The sequence below is a fragment of the Arenibacter sp. ARW7G5Y1 genome (genome assembly GCF_003201775.1).
Taxonomy (GTDB): Bacteria; Bacteroidota; Bacteroidia; order Flavobacteriales; family Flavobacteriaceae; genus Arenibacter.
This window is the reverse complement of record NZ_QJJZ01000006.1, coordinates 43,988-66,859: the sequence shown is the minus strand read 5'-3', so window position 1 is coordinate 66,859 and position 22,872 is coordinate 43,988. Positions and strand designations below refer to the sequence as shown.

Annotated in this window: 21 protein-coding genes; 11 read left to right on the top strand and 10 right to left on the bottom strand. The window is 39.6% G+C overall.

What is annotated here, in order from left to right; translation table 11 throughout:
- Positions 1–146: 146 nt before the first annotated feature.
- The 3 genes from C7972_RS10530 to C7972_RS10520 all read right to left on the bottom strand — a co-directional run bounded on the left by C7972_RS10530 (position 147) and on the right by C7972_RS10520 (position 6,016).
- Entirely contained in the window at positions 147–989 is an 843-nt protein-coding gene (locus C7972_RS10530; protein ID WP_110356138.1) for an N-acetylmuramoyl-L-alanine amidase-like domain-containing protein, read from the bottom strand.
- A gap of 300 nt (positions 990–1,289) precedes the next feature.
- A complete protein-coding gene (locus C7972_RS10525; protein ID WP_110356137.1) occupies positions 1,290–4,820 on the bottom strand; it encodes a TraB/GumN family protein in 3,531 nt (1,176 codons plus the stop codon).
- 122 nt (positions 4,821–4,942) lie between these two features.
- The gene (locus tag C7972_RS10520) at positions 4,943–6,016 is read right to left on the bottom strand and encodes a mechanosensitive ion channel family protein (RefSeq protein WP_110356302.1); all 1,074 of its coding nucleotides are present in this window, start codon (positions 6,014–6,016) and stop codon (positions 4,943–4,945) included.
- Positions 6,017–6,335: 319 nt separating this feature from the next.
- Here C7972_RS10520 and hemH point away from each other — a divergent pair, with 319 nt between their 5' ends.
- Both hemH and C7972_RS10510 read left to right on the top strand, forming a co-directional pair.
- On the top strand, positions 6,336–7,367 hold the full coding sequence (gene hemH / locus C7972_RS10515) for a ferrochelatase (RefSeq protein ID WP_110356136.1): 1,032 nt from the start codon (positions 6,336–6,338) through the stop codon (positions 7,365–7,367).
- Positions 7,367–8,752: an MATE family efflux transporter gene (locus C7972_RS10510; protein WP_110356135.1), complete on the top strand. Its 1,386-nt coding sequence runs from the start codon at positions 7,367–7,369 to the stop codon at positions 8,750–8,752. Before hemH ends, C7972_RS10510 begins: the two co-directional genes overlap by 1 nt.
- A gap of 89 nt (positions 8,753–8,841) precedes the next feature.
- On the opposite strand, the gene C7972_RS10505 is transcribed toward C7972_RS10510, so the two are convergent.
- Positions 8,842–9,621: a tryptophan-rich sensory protein gene (locus C7972_RS10505; protein ID WP_110356134.1), complete on the bottom strand. Its 780-nt coding sequence runs from the start codon at positions 9,619–9,621 to the stop codon at positions 8,842–8,844.
- A 263-nt stretch (positions 9,622–9,884) separates the two neighbouring features.
- On the opposite strand from C7972_RS10505, the gene C7972_RS10500 reads away from it, so the two are divergent.
- The 4 genes from C7972_RS10500 to C7972_RS10485 all read left to right on the top strand — a co-directional run bounded on the left by C7972_RS10500 (position 9,885) and on the right by C7972_RS10485 (position 14,417).
- The gene (locus tag C7972_RS10500) at positions 9,885–10,436 is read left to right on the top strand and encodes a CopD family protein (RefSeq protein WP_110356133.1); all 552 of its coding nucleotides are present in this window, start codon (positions 9,885–9,887) and stop codon (positions 10,434–10,436) included.
- Positions 10,437–10,552: 116 nt separating this feature from the next.
- Positions 10,553–11,977, top strand: coding sequence for an ATP-binding protein (locus C7972_RS10495; protein ID WP_110356132.1), 1,425 nt, complete (start codon positions 10,553–10,555; stop codon positions 11,975–11,977).
- 68 nt (positions 11,978–12,045) lie between these two features.
- Positions 12,046–12,828, top strand: a complete 783-nt coding sequence (locus tag C7972_RS10490; protein ID WP_110356131.1) for an enoyl-CoA hydratase/isomerase family protein — start codon at positions 12,046–12,048, stop codon at positions 12,826–12,828.
- Positions 12,829–12,851: 23 nt separating this feature from the next.
- Positions 12,852–14,417 carry a hypothetical protein gene (locus tag C7972_RS10485; protein WP_258364823.1) on the top strand — a complete coding sequence of 522 codons (1,566 nt, stop codon included), beginning with the start codon at positions 12,852–12,854 and terminating at the stop codon, positions 14,415–14,417.
- A 39-nt stretch (positions 14,418–14,456) separates the two neighbouring features.
- Here C7972_RS10485 and C7972_RS10480 read toward each other — a convergent pair whose 3' ends face one another.
- Positions 14,457–14,891 carry a hypothetical protein gene (locus C7972_RS10480; protein ID WP_110356130.1) on the bottom strand — a complete coding sequence of 145 codons (435 nt, stop codon included), beginning with the start codon at positions 14,889–14,891 and terminating at the stop codon, positions 14,457–14,459.
- A gap of 203 nt (positions 14,892–15,094) precedes the next feature.
- On the opposite strand from C7972_RS10480, the gene C7972_RS10475 reads away from it, so the two are divergent.
- Positions 15,095–16,207 (top strand): PA0069 family radical SAM protein, encoded by a 1,113-nt coding sequence (locus C7972_RS10475; RefSeq protein ID WP_110356300.1) that lies wholly within the window; start codon positions 15,095–15,097, stop codon positions 16,205–16,207.
- A 110-nt stretch (positions 16,208–16,317) separates the two neighbouring features.
- Here the strand turns inward: C7972_RS10475 and C7972_RS10470 are convergent, their stop codons facing one another.
- The 3 genes from C7972_RS10470 to C7972_RS10460 all read right to left on the bottom strand — a co-directional run bounded on the left by C7972_RS10470 (position 16,318) and on the right by C7972_RS10460 (position 18,200).
- The gene (locus tag C7972_RS10470) at positions 16,318–16,974 is read right to left on the bottom strand and encodes an HD domain-containing protein (RefSeq protein ID WP_110356129.1); all 657 of its coding nucleotides are present in this window, start codon (positions 16,972–16,974) and stop codon (positions 16,318–16,320) included.
- Positions 16,971–17,708, bottom strand: a complete 738-nt coding sequence (locus C7972_RS10465; RefSeq protein ID WP_110356299.1) for a 1-acyl-sn-glycerol-3-phosphate acyltransferase — start codon at positions 17,706–17,708, stop codon at positions 16,971–16,973. The genes C7972_RS10470 and C7972_RS10465 overlap by 4 nt, the downstream gene beginning before the upstream one ends.
- An 81-nt stretch (positions 17,709–17,789) precedes the next feature.
- Positions 17,790–18,200 (bottom strand): BrxA/BrxB family bacilliredoxin, encoded by a 411-nt coding sequence (locus C7972_RS10460; protein WP_110356298.1) that lies wholly within the window; start codon positions 18,198–18,200, stop codon positions 17,790–17,792.
- Between the two features lie 137 nt (positions 18,201–18,337).
- On the opposite strand from C7972_RS10460, the gene C7972_RS10455 reads away from it, so the two are divergent.
- The 4 genes from C7972_RS10455 to C7972_RS10440 all read left to right on the top strand — a co-directional run bounded on the left by C7972_RS10455 (position 18,338) and on the right by C7972_RS10440 (position 21,982).
- A complete protein-coding gene (locus tag C7972_RS10455; RefSeq protein ID WP_110356128.1) occupies positions 18,338–19,075 on the top strand; it encodes a TerB family tellurite resistance protein in 738 nt (245 codons plus the stop codon).
- Positions 19,076–19,111: 36 nt separating this feature from the next.
- Complete coding sequence (locus C7972_RS10450) at positions 19,112–19,696, top strand: HupE/UreJ family protein (protein WP_110356127.1); 585 nt, start codon at positions 19,112–19,114, stop codon at positions 19,694–19,696.
- Between the two features lie 210 nt (positions 19,697–19,906).
- Positions 19,907–20,341: a dCMP deaminase family protein gene (locus C7972_RS10445; RefSeq protein ID WP_110356297.1), complete on the top strand. Its 435-nt coding sequence runs from the start codon at positions 19,907–19,909 to the stop codon at positions 20,339–20,341.
- A gap of 15 nt (positions 20,342–20,356) precedes the next feature.
- Positions 20,357–21,982 (top strand): S41 family peptidase, encoded by a 1,626-nt coding sequence (locus C7972_RS10440; RefSeq protein WP_110356296.1) that lies wholly within the window; start codon positions 20,357–20,359, stop codon positions 21,980–21,982.
- Here the strand turns inward: C7972_RS10440 and C7972_RS10435 are convergent.
- Together C7972_RS10435 and C7972_RS10430 are read right to left on the bottom strand one after the other, a co-directional pair.
- A complete protein-coding gene (locus C7972_RS10435) occupies positions 21,979–22,182 on the bottom strand; it encodes a hypothetical protein (protein ID WP_110356126.1) in 204 nt (67 codons plus the stop codon). The two genes, C7972_RS10440 and C7972_RS10435, sit on opposite strands and share 4 nt — an antisense overlap.
- Positions 22,183–22,202: 20 nt before the next feature.
- Positions 22,203–22,781: a MarC family protein gene (locus C7972_RS10430; RefSeq protein ID WP_110356125.1), complete on the bottom strand. Its 579-nt coding sequence runs from the start codon at positions 22,779–22,781 to the stop codon at positions 22,203–22,205.
- Positions 22,782–22,872: the final 91 nt, after the last annotated feature.

Sequence of the window (22,872 nt, the reverse complement as noted above, 5' to 3'; positions counted from 1 at the left end):
GGAGTACTGTCACATAATTCGAAATTCGCCTGTGGGCCTATGGAACAACTTTTATAAGCCTTCTGCAATTACGTTTATTTTATCCTAAATTGGGATTAGGGCATATCATTTGAGAAAGTCCAATTTAAGAACAATGATTCATGGGGCTATAAGGGGCGTGCTACCATAATTCCCGTATTTCCTTTTATGCCCTTTAGGTAATCGGCCAATGGTAATTTGGAGACCTCTACCTCCATGGATCCCGTGGAAGCATGCAATAAATGTATTCTTCCATCTGCTTCCCTGGTCGCTATTCCAGTGTGGGTAATGTCCAGTCCTTTTATTGAGGTGGTCAGGGCAATAATGTCCCCGGATTGGATTAGGTGCTCCTGTGTCTTTACCTGCTCCTGTGGTAGTATGCAGATGGACTGCGATTTAAGAAATTCCTCTGAAGCCTGTATTTTCCTGTAGTTATCCGCATCCTTGAGAAAAGGGTACAGTTCCCGATGTGTACTCATAAAATTAATGGGCTTACTGCTTTCCACACCTCCAATTTGGGAGGTTATATCCTGCAATAGGCCTTTTTGCTCATTGTTGGCGATCCATTCTGAAAAATAATGCAGCCGTGAGGCGTAACCATTGAGTTTTCCGTCTTTATACCGAATGGTTTCGAGGTGGTCGATAAAGCGGTTAAATTCCTTTTGTTTGTTTTGAAGCATGAGGCTAAAAGCCAAAACATTCTCAACAAAAGTAGTACAGTCCAACCCCTGAAAGTTTATGACCAGGGATTCGGTTTCTCCTATCTCCAAAGTTTTGGCCACATAGGGAATTCCAATAAAGGTTTTGCCCACCGCAACCATTGTAGGGCCAATATCTTGAGCATTAATATTGGAAATTGCCATTATTTTGGTGTTAAAGGCTTCCCTGTCCTGTGTTGAGCAAATTAGTTTTTGGGCAGCTCCAGGGAGATTGTAACCAATTAATATTAGAAAGCAGAGTATATGTTTCATCGAATTAATATGAATTTATAGTTTATTTAAAAGTTTATATATTGTTATATATAAATGAATTATAATTTTTTAATACTTATTGGTATGTGCATTTCGGTATCAGGAGGGCGAGTCCAACTTTAGAGGCATAAAAACCTGGTAACGGACAGATTAAACTTGTTTAATATATACATATAAATAATTATTTGGGGCAACCATTCAAAAATGGCTACTTATTATTAAAGATTCTTTTATTTATCCCAATCACTCTAGTTTGGGTTAGAGGCATATATCCTTGTATTAATGCCAAAAAGTATAGTATTAATGCAAAAAGCCAGGGTAGGCCGAAGGGTTGTTCACTATCGCACGTGGCCTATCCTTTAAATTATACTCCTCGGTAGTTAACTCCAATACTTCTTCCTCGGTATTAATGTCTGCAATGTTAAAACCTTTATTTATATAATAGGGCTTGGATTCAATTTGGTTTCTTTTTTTGAAAGCTAATAAGTACATCTTTAAATTATTACTGTACTTATCCTTATCTTTTACTTTAAAAAAATAGCCGTGGTAATTGTTGTTGGGATAATACAATTTTTGATCTTTGATGTATTCAATGTTGTATTGTTCGGGATTTAATTCCAAAGTATTGTAGAGTATGGATTCGGCTATAGCCTGTTGATTTCTGTAGGTGGCAGGAAAATAATTCAATTTGCCAATACGCTGTAATTTCTCGAATAGTGTTAAGCGTGTTTCAGGGTTTTCAGCAAGTGATATTATTAGGCTTTTCGGTATTTTGTTTTCACCATTCAGAGGGTTTTCTTCATTTTTAATCATTAGGGCAATATATGACGTTTGTATTTCGGGGTCTTCCACCTTCGATAGACGTCTGAAGAATGCGGCAACCTCTATTTCTTTAATAAACGGATAAAGTAGAATGGCATAATTCTCCAAAATGTCGTAATTGTTGCCAGATGTATTTGGTGACTCCTCTGTCAATTGATCCATGGAGAGGCCCAGCTGCCTCTTTAACTGGATCTTGGCATCATTTAAAATCTGATTCTTGTATTTCTTATAGCTTTTCGGTTTTATCAAGCCACGTGCCTTGAGCTTGGCAAGCATTGAGAAAATGGGCGATTTGTATTCCTCTATGGCACTGTAGTCCAGGATTTCCGGAAATAATTTGCGCGCAAGGGGCAGACTATCCAAATAGGGCTGAAATATATTTTGAATCTCCTGTTTGCTGGATACCAAAGGCAAATCGGTTGACATAAGGCGTAAAAGAAGTTCTAAAGAGCTTTCATTTTGTCTTTTGCTAATGGCCTGTAGTATTTTTGTTTGAGCCTTGGAGTTGTTGTAGGATTTGGCATAGTAGGCCTCAAAGAACTTTGTGGCGTCCACATCCTGCATTTGGGCCAATTTTTGGATTAAATGTGCCTGCAAATATTTTTGATTGTCCTTAAAGTTGAATTCGGAAATGTAATACTTAAGGGAATCCTCGTGTTTTTTGTAAAACTGCACAAATGGATAGCCATCAAGGACAATACTATCGTTCTGTCTTATAGCCTTGAAAAAGCCGGCTGTTTTATCGCTTAGGATTGAGGAACCTATAAGGGTATCATGGGGAGAGAAGTTTTTGAAGAATTCATGGACAAACTTACTTGGGGGCAGAACAGTATCTATAAGGGCCTTTACTTCGTAAAGTAAACCGCCTTTAACAATGTTTTTGATCATTATTCCCCTAGTGCTACCAGTATCTGCTAGGGTTATGTTCATCTCGTGATATTTGTTGTTGTACTTTGGCCGTTGCTCCCGGATAATCTTAAACGTATTTTGAGCATACAATTTTCTCCTTAACCTCCATACTGAATCAATATTGGGGAACATTAGAAAATCATGGGCCTTATTAACAGTAACAAGCACAGCCTCGTTATTTTTATTTTGATAAACAGATTTCTTGGTGTATGCGCTGTAAGGTTTTGGTTTTTTGTGGCGTTCGTAATAGTTATTACTGTTTTCAACAAATTTGGGAGGATCAACAGGGCTGACTGTTGAAAAAAACAAAGCAGTATCCCGAATTTTTTTAAACACTTCGGTATATTTCTGTTGCCTTACCTTAAAAGAATCGAAAAAATGTTTGGCATCCGTGCTATCCTTGCAAACACTGCCCAAGAGATAATAGTGGTTGTTCCTAATAACAGTCTTTAAATATAACTTTTGTGCTCCGTTGGGGCTAAAGTTGGCGGAAGAAGTCAAACTCTGATTGTCATAAGGCCCATATTCAGGTTTCAACTTAAGGTCTTCAAAAAATCGGGCTTGTATTTGTTTCAGTTCAAAGGTGTCCTCTTCAATGAAATTAAAATCATTTAAAGTAGCTTTTTTAAGAAAGTAGTAGGAGGAGGTTTCGGGATCTACACCTTCAATAAATCTATTACCTTTTCGCTTCCGATTGGTAAAATTGTATATAGGAGGCATTTCGACTTCAAAATCATCGAATTGGGAAAAAAGTACCGTTCGTTTTTTTTCTAACGACTTGAATTGTATACTGTTAAAAATGGTATCGGAATGTTTTACTACATAATCACCGTGTCCGCTCATTTTGAAAATGAGTATTTCCAATGGGGTTATGTAAATGTGATAACGTTGAAAGTCACCATTTTTCAACTGATTTTTAATATCCAATCCGGGATATATCCCGTTTTCTATTTTCCTTTTTTCAAGGATTTTGCCCGGTATGTTCTCGAACAACAGTTTATCCACATCTTCCAAGCTGTAGGTGTAGTCTTTTTTTAAATAGGAGAAAGTGGGGATGCGGTTCACCATAAGATAACTACCGTTAGCCAAATCGGGAGATACGTAGGTAGTATTGGTATATTCTGCTATGGGATAGAGTTTATTGGGTAGGAGAATACTAAAAAGGTCGTCATCCGGAGTTCTTAGGTAATATTCATTGTCCAGGATTTTGGTTTCCAGGGAATCTTTTAGGGCCCGTCCTTTGTTGGAAAATCTGGAAGTAAGTGGTTTCACCTGGTACCCTTTGTTCCTAAGCAGTTGTATTACCCCATTTTTTCCAGGGAGGTGTGCGGCCCCAATACCTGTAAACACTTTTGCTGTTTGCATTAAGGAATCTAATCTCAGTACCATATTTTTATTACGGGCATAGAGCATGTTTTGCAAGTAATACTCCGTATACATGGCCTGGTCAAGCGAATCTATAAGATTTATGTTGCGTTCCCTATAGGCGTCCTGCAAAAGTGACATCACCTCCTGGGTCTGCATTTTTTTCTGAAGCCATTCGTCAGGTTTGGGTTTCATGGCATTCATATTGGCCCTACCAACCAAAGCGCTGGATTCTTCCAGATCTTCCAAGGCCACTATGGGTTTGGAAAACTTTCTGCCCGCCTGATAAATAAACATGTCCAAATAGGTTTCCTCTTCAAAGTTTTGGGAAGTTTCATTGGTGCGGTAGAGAATATTGTTCACTAACCGATCGTCCAGGGAGAGGTAAGAGGACACGGTTTCCTTGGTCGGGTTTTTGATGGCAAAGGGATATAAATAAAAGCCCTTGGTAATAAAGCCGGTTCCATATCCAACTCCGCCACTACGCATTTTTCCATAGTCTTCCAACCAACTATCCGGGTCCGATTCCAAGGCCACAATTTCACTTTTGTCCAAAGCTTCGTAAAAAACGTCGTCCAATCTGAAGGCTATTTTCTGACTTACATGCATGGTACCGTACAAATAGGACGTTTGCTGTAGATTATTGCCGGAGATCTCCCATAAAAGGCTGTTCTCTTCTTGGGCGGAGATGACATAGGATAAGAATAGCAGAAGAAAACCTAAACAAAAGCGCATACCGAATCCAAATTTTTGTTAAAAATGCTTTAAAAATTTATAGGAATAAAGGCTTGGGGCATAATTAACGTTTTATTTGTATTAAGGCATCATTTTTCGTGCCAATCAATTGGGGCCGTGGATTACTTTTTAAAAGAGTTGGGCTGGGCATCATCGCTAAGGTATAATCGTGTATGTGGTAGGCTTTCCGGATAATGCTCTTGTAAAAAACCAATTAGTTTTTCCCGTACCAAAACCCTTAGATCCCATGCAGTGGCCGAGTCCACTGCGCTCACTAAGGCCCTTATCTCAATACTCTGGGCCTTGGCGTCCGTAACTTGCAATACGTTTACATTGCCATCCCACAATTCCGAGGACGACAATATCCTAGTGAGTTCTTCCCTCAGTTTGTCAAAAGGAACACGATAATCCGTATGTATAAAAACAGTACCTAGAATATCCGCCGATGTTTTGGTCCAATTCTGAAAGGGGTTTTCTATAAAATAGGTGGTGGGGACAATAAGCCGCCTTTTGTCCCAAATCTTAATCACTACATAAGTCAGTGTAATTTCTTCAATCCGGCCCCACTCGCCTTCCACCACCACCACATCATCAAATTTAATGGGTTGGGTAATGGCAATCTGGATTCCGGCCAAGATGCTTCCAATTAGTTTCTGTGCAGAGAAACCTATGATAATACCCGCCACACCTGCAGAAGCGAAAAGACTAAGTCCAATCTCCCTTATGCTATCAAAACTCATCAGGGCGGCCCCCAAAGCCAGTACCGCCACCACTACGATAAAAATCCGTTCCAGGATATTGAATTGGGTATATATTTTTCGAGCCTTGAGATTGTCGGATGTCTTTACATCATAATTTTGGATAATCAATTTTTTGGCAACTTTTAAAGCCACCAAAATCAACCAGGTTATAGAAAATATAATCATTAAAGTGCTGGTCTTTCTAATAACAAAGCTATAATCGTTGAGGTACAATAGGGTATGAAGTGATTTTGAACGGACCAAAAGGGAGAGGAATAGTATAAAAAGTGGCATGCTCACTCTTTTCATGGCATCTTTGGGAATGAGATATTTTGGATTACTCCCCAGTTTGCGCAGGGTAAAATACGTGATGATGTAAAGAATAGCCAAAAGGACGAATGTGCCAGTAGCGTAAATGAGCGTCTGGTTGTCTATGTTTTTTAATATGTTTTCCATTTTGGTCTTACTTAAGTTCAATATTGACTTTAACATACTAAAATCTGTTCAATATAAAAACTTCGAGCCAGTATATTATTGGGTGAACTTTCAATAACCCCATAATATTCCTTTTCGAGACAGGAAATTGCCAATTTGTAAACATGTTACGGCTGTTGAAAATAAAATACCTAATGGTATTAAAATAATACTGTTTTACCCATTCCCTATAAATTGATTCAGTCTATGCCGGTATAGTTAAACTATTTATAGGATTTAAATCATAGTTGCTCTGCATGTGTTATTTTTGTTGCACAGGTAAATTGATAATAAAGGAAGAATGAAAGGAGTTTTGTTGGTAAATTTAGGTTCCCCGGATAGTCCCACCCCTAAGGATGTTAAACCTTATTTGGATGAATTTTTAATGGATGAAAGGGTAATTGATGTTCCCAAATGGTTAAGGAATATTATTGTGCGTGGGATAATTTTACAGACTAGACCTAAAAAATCGGCCGAGGCCTACAAAAAGATATGGTGGGAAGAGGGATCTCCTTTAATAGTAATTTCCGAACGTTTTGCACAAAAGGTAAAAGAACAAAGTGAAATTCCCGTGGCCTTGGGGATGCGTTATGGAAGTATGACGATAAAGAACGCTTTGGAGGAACTTACGAAAAAAGGGGTGGACGAGGTGCTGTTGGTTCCGCTATACCCTCATTATGCTATGTCTTCCTATGAAACCGTGGTGGTCAAGACCATGGAGGTCAAGGATGCGTTTTTTCCTAAGGTTAAAATAACAACGCTACCCGCGTTCTACAATAACCAGGATTATATTGAGGTGCTTTCCGAAAGTATTGCAGCAGGGTTGAAAGGTTTTGAATACGACCACATTTTATTTTCATATCACGGCATTCCCGAAAGACACATAAAAAAATCCGACCCTACAAAGTTCCATTGCAAGATTGATGACAACTGCTGTAAGACCAATTCGGTGGCACATCATACCTGCTATCGTCATCAATGTTATGAAATGACCGGAAAAGTAAAGGAGCAACTGGGTCTTTCCGATGATAGGGTAAGCCTTTCCTTTCAATCCCGCTTGCCCAACGATCCCTGGTTAAAGCCCTATACCGACTTTGAGTTTGAACGTTTTGGGAAAGAGGGTATTAAACGTTTGGCAGTAATTACCCCTGCCTTTGTTGCGGATTGTTTGGAAACTTTGGAGGAAATTGCCATGGAAGGAAAACAGCAGTTTCAGGAAGCAGGAGGGGAAGATTACAAGCATATCCCCTGTTTAAACGACAATGAAGCCTGGGTGAATTTAATGGTGAAATGGATAGGGGATTGGCAGGCTAAGGAAACTCTTCCCGTGTAATGGCCAAGGTATCCTCAGAACAGTTGGGTAGTGAGCCTATAGGTAAATTGCTGGTAAAACAGGCAGTTCCCGCTTCAATAGGCATTTTGGTCATGTCACTTAACGTGTTGGTCGATTCTATTTTTGTTGGCAACTGGATCGGTTCCATAGCCATTGCGGCCATCAATGTAGTACTTCCGGTTTCCTTTTTTATAGCGGCCCTAGGTATGGCCATTGGTATTGGGGGATCTAGTATTATTTCGCGTGCCCTGGGTGAAAACAATAAGGAAAAGGCCCTAAAGACCTTTGGAAATCAGATAAGTTTAACACTTCTGGTTACCATAGTTATGGTGATTTTGGGACTCTATTATGTTAATAGCCTAATTCCGGCCTTTGGGGGCAAAGGGGATATTTTTGGTCCGGCCAAAATATATTATACCATTGTTTTGTACGGAGTGCCATTCTTGGCGCTGTGTATGATGGGAAATACGGTCATTAGAGCGGAAGGTAAACCAAGATTTGCCATGAACGCCATGATAATCCCCTCGGTAGGAAATCTTTTGATGGATTATCTTTTTATCTATGTATTTGATTGGGGTATGGAAGGGGCAGCATGGGCAACTACTATAGGCTATTTTCTATGTTTTGCCTATATACTGTACTTTTTTCTTTCCCAGAATTCCGAATTAAAATTGAAATGGTTCCATTTTGGACTGGATAGACCCATTCTAAGGGAAATAGGCGCTTTGGGTTTCGTAACCTTGTCCAGACAGGCCGTAATAAGTTTAATCTATTTGTTGATGAACAACATTCTCTTTGGTCTGGGAGGAGAGGCCATGATAGCGGTTTACGCCATTATTGGTCGGATGCTAATGTTTGCCCTGTTCCCCGTATTTGGGGTTACACAGGGATTTCTACCTATTGCAGGCTTTAATTACGGAGCAAAAAAATACCAAAGGGTACGGGAGTCGATCAATACGGCCATCCTATACGCTGCCAGCTTGGCATTTGTGGTGTTTGTAGGGCTTATGATTTTTCCGGCAGGGATTGCGGCCCTGTTTTTGAGCAACCAGCCAGGAATGACCGCAGATGAATTGGCTATGAATGCCTATGTATTGGAACATACCCCTTCAGCTATGCGCTGGGTCTTTGCGGCTACACCTATTATCGCAGTTCAATTGATTGGTGCGGCCTATTTTCAGGCCATTGGCAAGGCCGTGCCTGCTCTATTACTGACCTTGAGTAGACAGGGATTCTTTTTTATACCGCTCATTTTAATTTTACCCAATTACTTGGGAGAACTGGGAGTTTGGATTTCCTTCCCCATTGCCGATGTCCTGGCCACCCTGGTTACGGGCTATTTTTTGAGGAAAGAAGTGAGGGCGACCTTGATGGAAAAACCATAAGTAACACAAGCTTTAAGAATTCAACATTCTAAAGTCCAAGAAGATGATATTTACACCGAACCCAATAAAGAATCCGGGTTTTTAATAATTCAAAGCTTTAAAAAGGGGTTGGATTTCCTTTTGCTATACCCATGGACCAATATTACCGATAGCAGAACAGCACTACACGCCAATGCCGTATAAGCCAGGACTTCCATGCTGTCTTGATGCCTAATATAAATTGCGAACAGTGCCCATACCCCAACAGCTGCAAATTCGCGCATGTTTCTTTTGTAGATGATGACCAGGTTTATCAATGTGGCAACTACCATTAGAACAATGGTCCATGACACTTCTGTAAGAAAACCACCGCTCCAACCTATTTTCGTTAAATAAAGGGCAATATTGGCTATAGTGGCAACGGTAATCCATCCGCTGTAAAGACAAATCGGCCACCAGGAAAAGGCTATTATTCCCTTAGGGGCATCCCATCGTTCCATATTGGTGTTGATAATAATTCTTGTTAGGGAGATTAGGATTCCGGCCATGATAATTACGGTTAAGCCCATGTACCCATATGCAAAGGCAATCACCCACATCCCATTCAATACATTGGCAAAGGCAAACCAATATCCCGTCTGCTCTATGTAAGCAAGTTCTTTCTTATCAAAAAAAACAACTTTAATTTGAAATAGGGCATAGGCCAACAAGCCTAAAAAAATAAGGCCCCAAATGGCAAAGGCATAGCTGGCAGGAGTGAAAAGATTGGTGTACCGCTGACTTAATTCCCCTATAGTGGTATCGTTAATGCGGACAGCCTGCGAAACATAATTTACAGCTATGACCAAAATCACCGAGAGCAGGTTTATAATGGATAATTTCTTGTGCATTTACCCAAATTACGTAACTTTTGCAGGGATTAAAGTCTTATTGCTTAAAAAATTAATCCATTCACATAAACCCTATTCTGATTGTAAGGCATATTGCATTTTTTACCATAACAAATACAGAGGACATTTTTCAGAAAGTGAATAAAATTGGGATATTATTTAGTTGGTATTGACCCCTGTATTAGGGGTGTAAACCAGTAAGGATACCAAAGATTAGTTTTTCAGAAATCCGTCTACTATCTTTACGGAACAATAGACCTTGTATGACCGACTATTACAACTATATTAAATCCTTGCACCTCATTTTTGTAGTTACCTGGTTTGCGGGATTGTTCTATATACCCCGGTTGTTTATCTATCATATTGAAGCCGATCAAAAAATGTCACCGGAGCGGGAAATCCTAACCCACCAACTAAAGTTGATGACCAAGAGGTTGTGGTTTATCATTACATGGCCGTCCGCGGTCTTGGCCACCTTCTTTGCTATATGGCTTTTGGTTTTGTATCCTGCCTGGTTGCAACAGCCGTGGATGCATATAAAACTTGTCTTTGTACTGTTACTGATAGCCTATCATTTGAAAAATCATCAGATTTTTAAACAGTTGCAGCGAGATGAGGTGAAATACACCTCCAAATTTATGCGCATATGGAACGAAGGGGCTACCTTGATTCTATTTGCAGTGGTTTTCTTGGTGATTTTAAAGGGAACCTTCAATTGGATTTTTGGTGTTGTCGGTATTATTGTACTGGGAGTGCTTTTAATGTTGGGTATAAGGCTTTACAAGCGGATCCGCGATAAAGATCCTGAAGCTTAGGCACTACTTGATGCTAAATTGCCATTAATTTTGGCGTGATAATTGTTACCTTTAAAGTCTAAATTAGATTTCAGTTGCTCACAAACTTCTCCTTGCGTTCCCGAATTTTTATCTCCATGATTTTTTGGGTGGTAATCGCATTTATTTTGATTGCATCCGTTACCATATACCAGTACAGCGAACAAAACAGGGACTACCATGCAGATCGTATGGAACGGAAGGAGGAACAGATCAAACAGAGTATTGATCTGGCACTGCAAAAGACAACATACCCGGTTACTACCGAAAATTTAGGCCTTATTTTTAGGGATGAAATTTATGAGATCGCCTTGGTCCAGAATATCAATTTTAATATTTATGATCTACAGGGCCAATTAATTAAAAGTTCTAGGCCCAAATTTGAAGTAGACTCCATTTCCACATGTTTGGAAGCAGAAGTGCTGAACAATCTGGCGTCCTCGCCTAACAAAAGGTACGTGGAACAAAAATCGGCTGCAGGCTATAGTTATCAAGCATCCTACACTTACATCGACGATAAAAGGTTTAAACATGTGGGGATTTTAAACCTGCCCTATTTTGAGGATAATTCCTTTAATGATAAGGAATTGAAGGAGATTTTGTTGAGGTTAACCGGAGCTTACCTTTTGTTGTTACTCCTGGCAATTGCCCTAGCCTATTTTATCTCCAAGTATATTACTAGGTCCTTGCAGACCATTTCGGACCGATTGAATCAGACCGACCTTACCAAAAGGAACGAAAAGATAATTGTAGAGAATCCGAGTGAGGAAATTGGAAAGTTGATTACCTCCTATAACGAAATGATAGACGAGCTGGAAATAAGCGCAGCAAAATTGGCAAAAGGGGAAAGGGAACAGGCATGGCGCGAAATGGCAAAGCAGGTAGCTCATGAAATTAAAAATCCACTGACGCCTATGCGTCTAAGTGTGCAGAATTTTGAACGTAAGTTCGATCCAAATGATCCCGATATTACAAAAAAGGTTTCCGAATATTCAAAAACATTGATTCAGCAGATTGATACTATGAGCAGTATTGCCTCGGCATTTTCCAATTTTGCCAATATGCCGGCCCAGCAGAATGAGACCTTAAATGTAGTGAAGATCGTAAAAATGGCGGTGGATATTTTTGATGAAAACTATATTCATTTTTCCTCCGACCAAGAGGAGATAATTGCCAAATTGGATCGTACACAATTGATTAGGGTAGTTACCAATCTGGTCAAGAATGCCACCCAGGCAATTGTGAATGTAGATGCCCCCAATGTTTTGGTGACCGTTTCCAGAGATGGGAATTTTGTTAAAATGACCGTGGAAGATAACGGTATGGGAATCTCAATGGAGTCTAAAGACAAGGTATTTGAACCTAAGTTTACAACTAAGACCAGCGGTATGGGCCTTGGTCTTGGGATGGTAAAAAATATTGTGGAAACCTATAAGGGAACTATCAACTTTACTTCGGAACCAGGAAGGGGCACTGTGTTTACGGTTCGGTTTCCTATTGCCAATGAAGGTGTAAATATATAAATCCGTATCGGCTGGAAAGTCCATACCGGGTATCTTAATACTTTTTGGATTAAATTAATATTATAACAATGAAATACGAAAATTTACTTATTACCTCAGAAGCGCAGGTGGCCGTCATCACCATAAATAGACCAACTAAATTAAATGCGCTTAACAAGGCAACCATAGAAGAGCTGCATTACGCTTTTAAGAATTTGGAGCAGGATAAAAAAGTAAAGGTCATTATTTTGACGGGGAGTGGTGAAAAAGCGTTTGTGGCCGGGGCCGATATTTCCGAGTTTGCCAATTTTACCGTTAAGGAAGGTGGAAAACTAGCCGCAAAAGGGCAGAAACGATTGTTCGATTTTGTAGAAAACCTATCCACTCCTGTCATAGCCGCAATAAACGGATTTGCCTTGGGGGGTGGTTTGGAATTGGCTATGGCCTGCCATTTTAGGGTAGCTAGCCATAATGCCAGAATGGGTCTTCCCGAAGTTTCCCTGGGAGTGATACCGGGATATGGAGGAACACAGAGGTTACCGCAACTTATAGGGAAGGGAAGGGCCTTGGAAATGATACTATCAGCAGGCATGATCGATGCTGCCAAAGCATTGCAATTCGGCTTGGTCAACTATGTGGTTGAGCAGGAACATCTGATGGATCTCTGTATGAAGTTTGCAGGTAAGATATCGAATAATTCCCCTGTGGCCATTAGTTATGCAATAAAAGCGGTAAATGCTGGTTTTAACAATAGTATAAACGGTTTCGAAGCGGAAATAGAGGCTTTTGGCAGTTGTTTTGGTACTTTGGACTTTAAGGAGGGAACCACTGCTTTTTTGGAAAAAAGAAAGGCCAATTTTCCGGGTGCTTAGAAAGATAATCTAAATGGATTGTTATGGATATTGGAAAAAATCTTGTGTTACCATGTTTGTTTTTTTGTGTTTTTTTCCTTACCCAGGCCCAGCAATTGCCTGTAAAATATAGTTTTGGAGAAAAATATAATGATAGGTATAAATATTCCAACTTGTTGGAAATTTCGGATGACGGAATGGGAGGCTCTATATTGGTGCGTTCCTATTACACGGGTATCATCCTGAAGCCCAAGGGATATTATATTGAACATTACAATAAGGATTTGGAATTGATAGGGGAGTTTAATTACAAACTAAAGGGTCTCGACTTTGTAAATGCCTTTGTAAAGAACGGACAACTTAATATCCTGTTCTTGGATTATAATCTTGGTAAGGGTTCCTATGATTACGTGGTGCATAGAAGTCCATTGGACCACTTTAATTTTAGCCAGGAGACGATTCTTTCCATACCCTCTCAGCAAGTAAACGAACCTATGGACCATAATTATTATAGGAGGAATTTTTCTTCAGGATTCACTACAACCGCTTTTCTAAATGAGGACAAATCGGCTTTCGCCATTAGTACCCACTTTAAAAGGGGGAAGGAGGAAAAGCATTTTGTATATCTCTTTAACAGTAGCTTGAACAAGCTTATGGAATATGATTTTTCTTCGGAAATAGAAGAAAAGAACTATGCCTTTGAAAACATTGTTACTTCCAAGGATTTAAGTCAGTTGTATTTGGTTGGTAAAGCTTATTATAAAAAGAAACGATTTGCGGCCACAGAACGGAAATTTCAATATGAAATGCTCAAGGTAACCAAATATGGGGCGGGAATCCAGACTTTTGATGACCCCGGTAAATTTTCGGAAGCCTTAAAACCTATCATCGTAAATGACAAATTAATTTGTGTTGGTTTTTATGCAGATAGAAAGGACAATAGATATAATGGTTTGGCTTATTTTGAACTTGATAGGAACTCCTTAGTCATCAAGGAAAGGAAATACAATGCGTTTTCACAACAGTTTATGGCCGATAAGTTTGGGAGGGAAGACGATACGGAAATCAAGAATTTAGTCTTTAAGAATATCAGTGTTACCAAGGATAATTCCATTCTTTTTAATGCGGAGGAGTACTTTGTTACTTCCAGTGTGCAGCAGGATCCCACCGGATCCAGAATAAAAATAGAAAGGTTTCATTACAACGATATTGTCAGTGCCAAATTAAATTCGGAAGGCGATATCATTTGGGCAAGAAATATTAATAAGTCGGAGGTGACCCAGGGAGATGGTGCGTACGCGTCTTACAGTTCTTGCACCAGTGGTGATAATACCTATTATCTGATCAGTACGGCTGCAGAAAACCCACAATTGTTAAGTGGTGAAAGATTGGTTTTTAAACAGGGCCTTAGTCGTAACAGAAACGTATTTATGATACAGTTGGACAAGGAAGGTAAGATACGTTATGAAAAGGTAATAGATGATCACGAAGCACGTCTTCCGTTAATGGTTTCCATGCCGTTGATAGACAAGGAAAACGGTAATATGCTTTATTATGCTAAAAGGGGATCTAAAAAGCAATTGGTAAAAGTAGAAATTAACACTCCATAACGCCCAAAGATCAGGGTTGTCTTCCCGAATAGTAATACACTAAGGTTCTTTCAAGGGCATTGGTTTATTGCCAAAACTGGAGTAACGCTTTCCGCCAGGGGGCAAGGGGCCTCTAACCTGTTGCCAATAGTCTGTTCCGTACTCCTTATCTATGCCCAAGTATAAACTATCCAGATGTTTTCCGGTAGGTTCAGTGGTACCTAGTTTTCTATAAAAATCCCCAATCTTTTTTGCTATCTGTCCTTCTTGTGATTGTTGGTAAGCGGCCATTTCTGCGACTGACTTTTCAAATTCGGCTTTGGTCATCGGTATTAAAGGTGGTTTAGAGAGGTTTTTAGCTAATTCCGGATCTCTTTCCCGTAAGGAAAGAGTCAGTGAATCATTGGGGTGTAATATTATGCTGCCCTCCAATAAGTTGTATTTGTCAATTATAGCCTGTGCCTCTTCTATGGTAAAATTGGTGCCATCGTCCACATTCCTTTTTTCTTGGGCATATGAACTATACCATGCGCAAAGAAAAAAATACTATTATAAAGCTGTGTTTGCTAGTTTTCATCTGCGCACAATTTAGGACAACAATATAATTATTTATTTAGGTTTAGGGATTATTGCTTTACATTTCCTGCAGGAATAAATGTCCCGATGAAGTGTATATATCTATTTTTATGTATTTTAATATGGATAAAATCCATAAATTTGGACAAAATCCAAATCATTTGAAACAGAATACATACATTAAAGGTCGTGGCGCCCAACAAAATACAAGCAATAGGTTTTCCCAATTTTCCAATGAATTAAGGGAGGATTTTTTGGAATTCTGTCGTTTGGAAGGGGAAACATCGGACCATAACAGGACGCAATACCTTCCCATCTTTCCAAAGACCATTGTAAACAAAGTAGACAGTCCCGATGTGGGCATGAATTATTCCTTAAACCCTTATCAGGGTTGCGAACATGGATGTATTTATTGTTATGCTAGAAATACCCACGAATATTGGGGCTATAGTGCCGGACTTGATTTTGAACGCAAGATTTTGGTCAAAAAGGATGCCCCTGTCCTATTGGAAGCCAAATTGAAAAGCAAAAGTTGGAAGGCCGCTACTATTGTCCTATCCGGGAATACGGATTGCTATCAACCCGCAGAGCATCAATTTAGAATTACCAGGGCTTGTTTGGAAGTGTTTTTAAAATACCGGCATCCAGTGGGGATAATTACCAAAAATGTACTGCTGCTGAGGGATTTGGACATCTTGACCCAATTGGCGGCGGAGAATTTGATAGCGGTAAATATTTCCGTGACCTCTTTGTCCGAAGAAACACGGCGCATCTTGGAACCTAGAACGGCTACTATTAAAAAACGTCTGGAGACAATACGCCGTTTGTCCGAAAATCATATACCTGTTAATGCTATGTTGGCCCCTATTATACCAGGGATAAATAGTCATGAAATTCTCAATTTGGCCAAAGCGGTATCCGAGGCTGGGGCACTTTCCTTTGGGTTTACCGTGGTAAGACTTAATGGCGCCATAGGCCAAATATTTGAGGATTGGATAAGAAAGACTTTACCGGACAGGGCCAATAAAGTATTGCAGCAGATAGCGGACTGCCATGGTGGCTCCCTAAACGATAGTAGATTTGGTATTCGTAATAAGGGCGAAGGCAAAATTGCACAGCAAATTAAGGATATGGCCCATTTGGCGCGTCAAAAATATTTTAAGGACAAAGTTTTTCCGAAGCTTAATACAAGCCAATACGAAGGCTATAAGGGAGGTCAGTTGAAATTATTTTAGCATATGGGCTTTGATTATCCTGATGAGAACATTGGGTGCAGGGATCTGTGCAGCCCAAAGCCCAATAAACGGATGGTTTAAATAATACTGAAAGGTATTTACTTTAGGCCTCAGGCTTTACCAGCCCATTCCTTATAGAATTGCTCCAGATACTCCAACATGTATTGGTGTCTATTTTCAGCTAGTTTCTTACCAGTTTCCGTATTCATTTTGTCTTTCAAGAGCAGTAATTTTTCATAAAAATGATTTAGAGTAGGGGCCTTTGATTTTTTATACTCCTCCTTGGTCATTTGAAGGTTGGGGGCAATTTCGGGATTATAAAGTTCCCTGTTCTTAAACCCACCGTAATTAAAGGCACGGGCAATTCCTATGGCGCCAATGGCATCTAAACGATCGGCATCCTGTACCACCTGCAATTCCTTGGAAGTAAAAGGTTTTTTAGAATCCAAACTGGATTTATAGGAAATGTTTTCAATAATATTCACCACCTGGTCCACTATCTTTTTATCTACCTCTAAGGACGTTAAAAATTCAAATGCCATTTGTGGCCCAACGGTTTCGTCCCCACCATTAAACTTGGCATCTGCAATATCGTGTAGTAGTGCCCCCAAACTAACAACAAGTACATCTACCTTTTCATCTTTTGCTATAAGCAGCGTATTCTTAAAGACCCTTTGTATATGGAACCAATCATGTCCACCCTCGGCTCCCTGCAGGGTTTCCTTTACAAAAGCAATAGTTTCCTCTATAATCTGTGTGTTGGTCATGCAGATGGCATTATGGCCTGGGTTATGGTTTTTTCAACTTGTTCAATGAGCTTTTCGGAATCTCCGTTATTTTCCATTGGTTTGTGCACCTCGAAAGTAATGTGGTTACAAAGTCCGTACGGGAATTTGCCATATTTCAACATTTTCCAGGAATTGTTGATGCTAATGGGGATTATTATGGCAGAGGGAGCTTTCTTTAATAGCACTTTTAATCCTGTGGTATGGAATTTTTTGGGTTGTCCGGTCTTACTTCTAGTGCCTTCTGGGAATATGACGGCGGAACGATTATATTTTTCAATATAACTTCCCAATTTTGCAATTTGTGTCAGGGACTGCCTACTGTCCTTTCTGTTTATGAGTACCGATCCACCATGCCTAAGGTTATAGGATACGCTGGGGATTCCTTTGCCCAATTCCATTTTACTTACAAACTTTGGATGATGTTTTCGCATATGCCAAATAACAGGAGGAATATCGTGCATACTTTGATGGTTGAGCACAATAATGGCCGGTCTGTCTGTTGGTATATGGTGCGGATTGTTGAAGGAATAACGAGTACCGAGTACATGGGTACAGCGCAGCAGGCATAGGTTCAACAGGGCTACAGATTTTCTGTGGGCATCATAGCCGAACCAATTGAAGCAGACCCATTGGAGGGGATGGAACAGAAGCAATGTTGACCCAAATAATATGAGATAAAGGGCCGACAAGGGAAATGCCAATACTTTTTGCATGTTACAAAAATAAAAAACCGCTCTTTTAAAGAGCGGTTTCATTCAAGAATATTTACTGAAAATTAATGTGGAAATGCCACATTAACAAAATTCATTGTATGCCTCCATCAAATTTTCTGCAATTACCTCTGCGGGCCTGCCTTCTATATGGTGTCGTTCTATCATATGTACCAATTCCCCATCCTTGAATAATGCCATACTGGGCGAGGAGGGAGGAAAAGGAACCATTGCATTTCTTGCGGCATTTACAGCCTCGGTGTCCACACCGGCAAAAACGGTTACCAAATGGCTTGGTTTCTTTGGATTCTGAAGGCTCATTTTGGCCGCAGGTCTTGCATTGGCAGCGGCACAACCGCAAACCGAATTGACCACTACCAAGGTAGTTCCTTCTTTACTAAGGGCACTTTCAACCGCATCGGCTGTATATAGTTCTTCAAAACCGGCAACTGCCAGGTCTTGTCTCATAGGTTTTACTAATTCTGCAGGATACATAGTATATATTTTTATTCGATTATTGATAAAGTCTTCAAAGATAACCATTTTAGTACATCCTAACTAAATACCTTAACTTTTCATTAAACCTTCTATTGTACCTTAAAATTATATCTTTGCCAAAATTTGAAATAAAGATGATTAAATGGTTCGCCGCAATATTAGGGTATTATGTCTTTAGGTTTCCTGGAGCAATACTGGGATTTATTATTGGTAGCTTTTTCGATAATTTGAAAAGCTCTGGCAGTGGGGGAGGCCGTTCTGTTTTTAGGGATATTACTCAGCAAAATGTATCTCCTGCCGATTTTGAGATCAATTTGCTTTCCCTTTGTTCTATAGTCATTAAGGCGGATGGTTCCGTGAGCCAAACCGAAATGGATTACGTGAGGCGATATTTTGTAAGCACTTATGGCAAGGATAAGGCCAATGCCATTTTCAGGACGTTTAATGAGGTTGTTAAGAAAAGGGAAGTCTCTGCAGAACGTATATGTAACTATCTAAATCAGCGGACTAGATATGAAGTTAGACTTCAATTATTGCATTTTTTATTTGGAATAGCCCAAGCGGATGGGACTTTGCGTCCGGCAGAAATCGATAAAATATCTGAAATAGCAGGATATTTTAGGGTAAGTCGGATCGATTTTGAAAGTATTAAGGCCATGTTCATCAAATCGGCCGATAATGCGTACAAAATATTGGAAATTGAAAAATCAGTGACGGACGAGGAGGTTAAAAAGGCCTATAGGACCATGGCCAAAAAGTATCATCCGGATAGGGTAAATACCGAAAACGAAGCTATTAAGAAAGGGGCAGAGGAAAAGTTCAAGGAAGTGCAGAAAGCCTACGAGATTATTCAACAAGAAAGAGGTCTTTAAGACGCTGATTAATAATTTTAAATTTTATTCTGGACAATGGGGGATTTTTGGTTTTACATTCAAATGGGATTGGAGCATGTTTTGGATTTGGAGGCTTATGACCATATTTTGTTTTTGGCAGCTCTGGCGGTTCCATTTACTTTTATAAACTGGAAAAAAATATTGGTACTTGCCACAATTTTTACAATTGCACATTGCGCTTCCCTTGCCCTTTCGGTCTATGGGATAGCGGTGGTTGATGTTGGGCTGATTGAGTTTCTAATTCCCATTACCATTTTCTTTACGGCAATCCATAATCTAATTCATTCCCATAAAGCGGCAGAACATAGGAACATGCTCCTATATAGCATAGCAACGGGCTTTTTTGGCCTTGTTCATGGTTTCGGGTTTTCCAATTATTTTAAGATGCTAATGGCCGGGGAAGAAGAAAAAATTTCACCTTTATTGGGCTTTGCGGCCGGGATAGAAATTTCGCAAATATTAATTCTACTAGCCGTATTGTGCGCCAATTATATCGTTAGATCCCTATTTGCGGTAAAACAATCGCTTTTTACCCAGGTAATGTCGATTATTATCCTGGTTATTACAATACCAATGTTGTTTGCAACGTTTCCTTGGTAGAGTTTGGCTAAATCTTAACCTTTTGGGATAGTATGGGTTGTGGGTAGCAGCTATCTTAGTAAGGAAAAGTTATTTTATTCCCAATTCGCTAATATTTTCAATAAAAAGTTCCCTTACCTTTGTAGAGGCAAACCATTTGGGTAGTTGCTAAGGGGCCATGGGACATTTAAAAGGGAAATCGGCTCGTTAATAAATGGGAAAATTCAACGGATGAAGGAACGTAAACAGGAAAAGTATGATAAGGCGTACTTGCGAATGGCCAGCGAATGGGGCAAACTTTCGTTTTGCAAGCGCAAGCAGGTAGGGGCAATAATTGTAAAGGATAGGATGATTATTTCAGATGGTTACAATGGAACTCCAACCGGTTTTGAAAATATTTGTGAGGACGAAGAAGGCTATACCAAATGGTATGTTCTTCATGCCGAAGCCAATGCCATATCCAAAGTAGCCTCTTCCACCCAGTCTTGTGAAGGTGCCACCTTGTACATAACGTTGTCCCCTTGTAAGGAATGCAGTAAATTAATACATCAGTCTGGCATAAAACGTGTAGTATATCAGAAAGCGTATAAGGATAACTCCGGACTGCAATTTCTGGAAAAGGCAGGAGTGCAGCTCGTTCACCTCCCTTCCATTGTGAACGTGTAAATGCCAATTTGGATCATGAAAAGAAAAAATTCCTACATATGGCCTACAATAATTGCCTTGGCTTTGGCCACGGGGATATTCGTTGGGGGCAAATTGAACTTTAATGACTCTCCTGAGAAGCTTTTCACTACCAATTCTAAAAAAGACAAACTCAATAGATTAATAGATTATATAGACTACGAATACGTTGATGACATCAATACGGATAGCATTGTAGATGTAACCGTAAATAATATTCTAGAGAAATTGGACCCGCATTCGGTATACATCCCGAAACAGGAGATGGACAAGGTCTCTGAGAATATGAAGGGCGATTTTGTAGGGATTGGTGTTAATTTCTATATGTATAAGGATACTATTTCGGTGATCAGGACTATAGAAGATGGGCCTAGTTACCGCAAAGGTCTACAGCCCGGGGACAAAATTCTTATGGCTGACGGGGATACCCTATTTGGTCAAAATATTGGAAATGATGTTATCGTAAATAAACTAAAAGGGGAAAAAGGATCCCCCGTAAAGTTACAGGTTTATAGAAAGGACGACAATAAAACCTTCAGTGTAAATATTAAAAGGGATGTGGTTCCCATAAAAAGTGTAGAGGCCTATTATATGCTTACCAAGGATATGGGCTATATAAAGGTAAATCGTTTTGCCGAATCAACCTATAAAGAGTTTAAGGCGGCATTGAGGAAATTGGAGGCCCAAGGGGCAAAGAAATTGACCTTGGATCTAAGGGATAACCCTGGAGGATATCTGGGGATTGCCGAACAAATGGCCGATGAATTTCTAGGCGATGGGAAATTGATTTTGTTCACTAAAAACAAAAAGGGTAAGATAGATAAAGTATTTGCAACCAAAAAAGGGGACTTTGAGGACAAACCGGTCTATGTTTTAATAAATGAACGTTCCGCTTCTGCTAGCGAGATCATAGCAGGATCCCTGCAGGATAATGATATAGGCACTATTGTGGGGCGCCGTTCTTTTGGTAAGGGTTTGGTTCAGCGGGAAATGGATTTGGGAGATGGTTCGGCCGTGCGATTGACCGTATCAAGATATTATACCCCTACTGGGCGTTCCATTCAGAAATCCTACAACAAGGGGAATAAGGATTATTATCAGAAATTTACGGATCGCTTTCATAGTGGGGAACTAATTTCTGTAGACAGTATAAAAGTTGCCGATTCCCTAAAGTTTAAGACCCCGAAAGGTAAGGTGGTCTATGGCGGTGGTGGTATTATTCCCGATGTATTTGTACCCATTGGCTCCAATGAATCCGAATTTTTGGAGACTATTGAAAGTTCGGGATATCTGGGCTATTTTGTATTTGAACATCTGGATGCCCACAGGCCCCAGTACCAAGGGTACTCAAAGGAAGAATTTATCAATGGGTTTAGGGTAGATGATATCCTTTTTGAAGAGTTTATAGATTATTTTTTGGATAAGAATATTAAGTTCGACTTTTACGCTTACGAGGATAAAATAAAATTATATATAAAGGCAAGATTGGCAGAACAGTTGTTCGATCCCAACACCTATGCCAAGATAAAAAGTGGTGGGGATGATATGCTACAAAAAGTATTGGAACTGGATAGCCCAAGCATAAGCCAAAAGGAGGCCGATCAAATTGAAGCTACCAATTAGTCCTGCTCAATTTTTTTTTGGATTTTTTTAGAGATACTGTAAATCAGTAAAAGTGCTATGGCACATAAGGAGGCCACTATTCCTATTAGGGCTATTATACTATTTCCCTGAAAAGGGTCCTTAAAATCCACCAAGGTCACGTTATAAGCTATAAGGCCCAATCCCAGTACAATAAGTATTACTATTACAATTTTGTTCATCTGATCACTTACTTTATAGTTTAAAATAGCTGGTTGATATTCGAGGTAAATAGCTTAACGGCAATGGCCAAAAGAATAACACCAAATATTTTTCGGATTACATTAAGTCCGTTCTTACCTAAAATGTGCTCTATTCGTTTAGAGGATTTCAGGACAAAGTATACAAAAATAACATTTATTATTATGGCTACAATAATATTCTCTACGTAGTATTCCGCACGCAATGAGAGCAAGGTAGTAACCGTTCCGGCACCGGCAATTAGCGGGAAGGCAATAGGCACTATGGAAGCGCTTTCAGGATGATCGTCCCTGTACAAGGTGATGCCCAAAATCATTTCTATGGCCAAAAAGAAGATTATAAAGGACCCGGCCACGGCAAAGGAGTTGACATCGATCCCTATTAGGTTTAAGATTTCTTCCCCTACAAACAAAAAAGCCACCATAATGCAGGCCGAAACAACAGACGCTTTACCAGATTGGATATGTCCCACCTTGTTCCTTAGGGAAATAATGATCGGAATGCTGCCTATTATATCTATTACTGCAAAAAGAACCATACTGGCAGTAACTATCTCCCTAAAATTAAAATTGAATTCCATAATAAAAAATATAATCCCGGATTCTAAAACACTTGATTTTCCTTTCGGGTCTAAAACGCGGTAAATTTACGTTTAATTAAGGGTATTTGGA